Below are 4,638 nucleotides of genomic sequence, written 5' to 3'. Positions count from 1 at the left end.
CACGTGTCCCTCGCCTTTTTCTGCAGCTTCGGGGTGCGGTGGCCCCCCACCCCGCCCGTCGGTCGCCTGCGGCCTGTAACCCGTCGGGGGGCCGGTCCGCGCACGTGCGCGGACCGGCCCCTCTCGGGTCTGGCTTAGTAGACCGGCTTCTGGGGCTCGATCTGGTGGACCCAGCCGATGACGCCGCCACCGACGTGGACCGCGTCGGCGAAGCCCGCGGACTTCAGCACCGCGAGGACTTCCGCACTGCGGACACCCGTCTTGCAGTGCAAGACGATCTTCTTGTCCTGCGGCAGGTCCTGGAGGGCGTTGCCCATCAGGAACTCGCCCTTGGGGATCAGCTTCGCGCCGGGGATCGAGACGATCTCGTACTCGTTCTTCTCGCGGACGTCGATGATCTCGATCTTCTCGTCGGCGTCGATCCACTCCTTGAGCTGCTTGGGAGTGATCGTGGAGCCGGCGGCGGCCTCCTGGGCCTCCTCCGACACGACGCCGCAGAAGGCCTCGTAGTCGATGAGCTCGGTGACGGTCGCGTTCGGACCGCAGACCGCGCAGTCGGGGTCCTTGCGGACCTTGACCTGGCGGTACTGCATCTCCAGGGCGTCGTAGATCATCAGGCGGCCGACCAGCGGCTCACCGACGCCCGTGAGGACCTTGATGGCCTCGGTGACCTGGATGGAGCCGATGGACGCGCAGAGCACGCCCAGCACGCCGCCCTCGGCGCAGCTCGGGACCATGCCCGGCGGCGGGGGCTCCGGGTACAGGCAGCGGTAGCACGGGCCGTGCTCGGACCAGAAGACCGAGGCCTGACCGTCGAAGCGGTAGATCGAACCCCACACGTACGGCTTGTTCAGCAGCACGCAGGCGTCGTTCACCAGGTAGCGGGTGGCGAAGTTGTCCGTGCCGTCGACGATCAGGTCGTACTGGCTGAAGATGTCCATCACGTTGTCGGCTTCGAGCCGCTCTTCGTGCAGGACCACGTTCACGTACGGGTTGATGCCGAGGACGGAGTCGCGGGCGGACTCGGCCTTGGAGCGGCCGATGTCGGCCTGGCTGTGGATGATCTGGCGCTGCAGGTTCGACTCGTCGACCTCGTCGAACTCCACGATGCCCAGCGTGCCGACGCCGGCCGCGGCAAGGTACATGAGGGCGGGCGAACCGAGGCCACCGGCACCCACGGCGAGCACCTTGGCGTTCTTCAGGCGCTTCTGGCCGTCCATCCCGACATCGGGGATGATCAGGTGACGCGAGTACCGGCGGACCTCGTCAACGGTGAGCTCAGCAGCTGGCTCGACCAGGGGTGGCAGCGACACGGGGACTCCAGGGTCATCCCCGCGGATGCGGGGAATTTGTAGGTTGTTCTATCCCGTAACAGTGCCACGCCCTTTTTCATTCCGAGACACCCGTCCCGATCTGCGAGACGATTTCGTCCCAGTAGCCGGGCATCGACTCCCACGGGTCACGGTCGGGCGTGCCCCGCCGGTCCGTGAACCAGATCGTGCCCGCGCCCTGCCAGCGGGCGATGCGGACGGCCTCCTCCAGGTGCGTGCGCGGCACCCCGTGGACGAGGTGGCAGAAGCGCTCCGGCGGATGGTCGGCGGTCCACTCGGCCACCTGCGACCAGCGGTAGTCGGCCCAGGCACCGGAGAAGGTGACCAGTTGGTCGGCGACCTCCGCGTAGCCCTCGTGGGGGTGGGTGCCGTGCCCGAGCACGATCAGCGGGGCCTCGCCCAGCCCTCGCAGGGCGTCCACGACCCGGCGCACCGAGGCCAGCTCCGCCCGGTCGGCGGGGGCCCCAGCCAGGTAGAAGCCGCCGACGCCGTACCAGTCGCGGAAGCGGTGCGCGTCGGAGAGCAGCTCCCCGAACGACCGCTCGCCGCCCCGCACGGCGAGGTGCCCGAGCACCGTGCCGCCCACCGCACGGAGCTTCGCCGCCGCCTCCGTGCAGTGCGGGTCGGGCCGACCACCCGGGCCGTCCGTGACGTTGAGCACGGCCCAGTGCAGCGGGGTGCCGGGGCGGGTCAGCTCGGCCCATTCGACGGGGGCGAGCAGCGGGTGCGCGTAGCCGGGGATGCCGAGGCCGATGCGGCCCGCCCCGGTCGCGGCGGCCGTGGCCGTCCCGGGCGGGGTGGTCAGATGCGGCACGCCGCCTCCATCCAGATGTCGGCGAGGGATTCCTCCAGGTTGATCCGGGGCCGCCAGCCGAGCCGGTCGCGGGCGGTGCGGACATCGGCCTGCTGCCAGGCGCCGCAGCCGTCGGGGTAGGGGTAGGGCTGCGGGACCGAGGCGGCGATCTGCTCGGCCGTGGCCTCGGAGCGGGGCGACGCGATGGCGGCGAGCCCGCCGGGGCGCCCCGGATGCCCCTGCTGGGCTCCGCCGTGCGGGACGTCCAGCTCGTGCAGGGCGCCGCCGTATCCGGCGACCCGCGCCAGCACGGCGGCCGCGTCCCGCAGCCTGACCGCGCGGCCGGTGCCGATGTTCACCACGCCCTGGGCCGCCGACAGGGAGGCGGCGTGCACGGCCCGCGCCACGTCCCGTACGTCCACGAAGTCGCGCTGCACGCCGAGCCCGCTGAGCTTGAGCTCCCCGTCGCCGGACTGCATGGCGCGGCGCATGGCCTCGGCGAGCCGGCCCAGCGGGGATCCGGCGGGGGTGCCGGGGCCGACGGGCGAGAAGATCCGCAGGACGACGGCGTCCAGCCCGGAGCCCAGCACCAGTTCGGTGGCGGCCAGCTTGCTGACTCCGTACGGTCCTCCGGGTCTCGGCACGGCGTCCTCGGCCGTCGACGACCCGGGCTGGCTGGGCCCGTACTCGGCGGCGCAGCCGAGCTGGACGAGGCGGGCCCCGCAGCCGCTGCGGCGCAGCGACTCGCAGATCGTCGCCACGGCGACGGTGTTGTGCCGGGTGAGCTCTCGGGCGCCGCCGCGGGTGGCGCCGGCGCAGTTGATGACGACGCCCGGGTGGACGGCGTCGAGGAAGCGGGTGAGCGCGCCGGGGCTGCCGGTCGCGAGGTCGAACCGTACGTCGGCGTCGTCCCCTCGGCCGAGCGCGGTGAGCTGCACGGCGGGGTCGGCGAGCAGCCGGTCGGCGACGTAGCGGCCGAGGTATCCGTTGGCTCCGATCAGCAGCACCCTCATCGCGTGGCCCCCTGGTTGGTTGGCTGCCCGGTCATGTCCTTCTCCTTGTGGGTCGATGTGTGCGGAACGGGTGGGGCGATGTCAGGTACGTGCGTGCGCGGAAGCCCGGGCCAGCACGAGTACGGCCTGTACGAGGAGTCCCGCGACGGCGGCGAGCGCCGCGGCCGGTACCGGGACCAGGGCGAACGCCAGCGCCGCGGCGATCGGGGCCCTGCGGGCGCCGTGCCGGAGCAGGAGGCGGGTGAGGAACAACAGCAGGGCGAGCGGCACGGCCGCGCGCGGCGGCGCCCCGGCGAGGGCTGCCGCCCCGGCGGCGGCCGCGGCGAAGAGCGCGGCCGCCGCGAGGAACAGGGGGCGGGCCCGGTCCGCGAACTCCTCCAGCGCCCGGCTCCCGGTGAGCCGGGCCCGGGCCCGGGCGGCGAAGGTCTCGGCGACCAGGTGGGCGGGGGCGACGGCGAGCGCGAGGCCGACGCCGAGGGCCGTGCCGTGCCGGTACACGGCCCAGCCGGTGACGGCGGCGGCGAGCAGGTACGGGCCCCACGCGAGCCGGGGCCCGGCGGAACGCCCGGGCCACACCAGGGCGGCCACGGTGACCGCCACGGTGAGGGCCCCGGCCCACGCGACCCCGGCGGCGGCCGCGCCGAGCGCGGTCGCCCCGGGCAGCAGGGCGTACCCGAACCCCCGGAACGCGCGGACCCCCGCGGGGACGCGGGCGGGCCGGCCGCCGGGGTGCTCGCCGCGCGGGGTCCGGGCGTACAGCTCCTCGGCGAGCGAGAAGACGTCCCGGTGCCGGAACCGCGCGGCGGTGCGGTCGGTGATCCCGTGCGCCTCCAGGCCGGCGGCGATCTCCAGCGGGTCGACGGCGCGTTCGCAGAGCTCCCGGTGCCGGTGCAGCAGCGCCTTGACGGGGTCTCCCCCGCCCCGCCGCCGGGCCGCCTGCGGCGCCGCTCCGGGGGTGCCTCCATCGTCTCCGATACGCCCCCGCCCGTCCCCACCAACGCCAACCCCAGCCCCACCGGAAGCCACCTCGGCCCCACCGGGGCCCACCCCAGCCCCACCGGGGCCCACCTCGGCCCCACCGACGCCAACCCCAGCCCCACCGGGGGCCACCCCAGCCCCACCGGGGGCCACCCCAGCCCCTCCGGCGCCAACCTCAGCCCCACCGGGAGCCACCCCAGCCCAACCGGGGCCAACCCCGGCCCCACCGGGGGCCACCTCAGCCCCACCGGGAGCCACCCCAGCCCAACCGGGGCCAACCTCAGCCCCACCGGGGCCAACCCCGGCCCAACCGGGGCCAACCCCGGCCCAACCGGGGCCCACCTCAGCCCCACCGGGGGCCACCTCAGCCCCTCCGGCGTTTGAGGAGCGGGGGTCCGGGGGCCGGGCCCCCCGCCACCGCGCCGCGCCCGCCCCCCCCCCCCCCCCGCCCCCCCCCCCCCACAACCACCCCCCCCCGGGCGTGTGCCGCCGGGGGGCCGGGGGGGGCCCCCCCCAACCCACC

Annotated in this window: 4 protein-coding genes; all 4 read right to left on the bottom strand. The window is 74.9% G+C overall.

Going from position 1 to position 4,638, the window contains the following annotated elements; all coding sequences use genetic code 11:
- Positions 1 to 134 precede the first annotated feature (134 nt).
- The 4 genes from moeZ to ACIQ5Y_RS39770 all read right to left on the bottom strand — a co-directional run bounded on the left by moeZ (position 135) and on the right by ACIQ5Y_RS39770 (position 4,163).
- Entirely contained in the window at positions 135 to 1,313 is a 1,179-nt protein-coding gene (gene moeZ / locus ACIQ5Y_RS39785; protein WP_403892459.1) for an adenylyltransferase/sulfurtransferase MoeZ, read from the bottom strand.
- A 76-nt stretch (positions 1,314 to 1,389) separates the two neighbouring features.
- Positions 1,390 to 2,145 carry a spherulation-specific family 4 protein gene (locus ACIQ5Y_RS39780; protein ID WP_403892456.1) on the bottom strand — a complete coding sequence of 252 codons (756 nt, stop codon included), beginning with the start codon at positions 2,143 to 2,145 and terminating at the stop codon, positions 1,390 to 1,392.
- Positions 2,133 to 3,137: an NAD-dependent epimerase/dehydratase gene (locus ACIQ5Y_RS39775; protein WP_403892454.1), complete on the bottom strand. Its 1,005-nt coding sequence runs from the start codon at positions 3,135 to 3,137 to the stop codon at positions 2,133 to 2,135. The genes ACIQ5Y_RS39780 and ACIQ5Y_RS39775 overlap by 13 nt, the downstream gene beginning before the upstream one ends.
- An 81-nt stretch (positions 3,138 to 3,218) precedes the next feature.
- Positions 3,219 to 4,163 carry a hypothetical protein gene (locus tag ACIQ5Y_RS39770; protein WP_403892451.1) on the bottom strand — a complete coding sequence of 315 codons (945 nt, stop codon included), beginning with the start codon at positions 4,161 to 4,163 and terminating at the stop codon, positions 3,219 to 3,221.
- Between the last annotated feature and the right edge of the window lie 475 nt (positions 4,164 to 4,638).

The sequence above is a fragment of the Streptomyces sp. NPDC096339 genome, from assembly GCF_044762985.1.
GTDB lineage: Bacteria > Actinomycetota > Actinomycetes > Streptomycetales > Streptomycetaceae > Streptomyces.
The sequence above is the reverse complement of the archived record's forward strand: the minus strand, read 5'-3'. Positions and strand labels throughout refer to the sequence as shown.

Bases quoted from the DNA above. Each gene is read 5' to 3' on its own strand.
- ACIQ5Y_RS39775 (WP_403892454.1), bottom strand. From the start codon at position 3,137: ATGAGGGTGCTGCTGATCGGAGCCAACGGATACCTCGGCCGCTACGTC.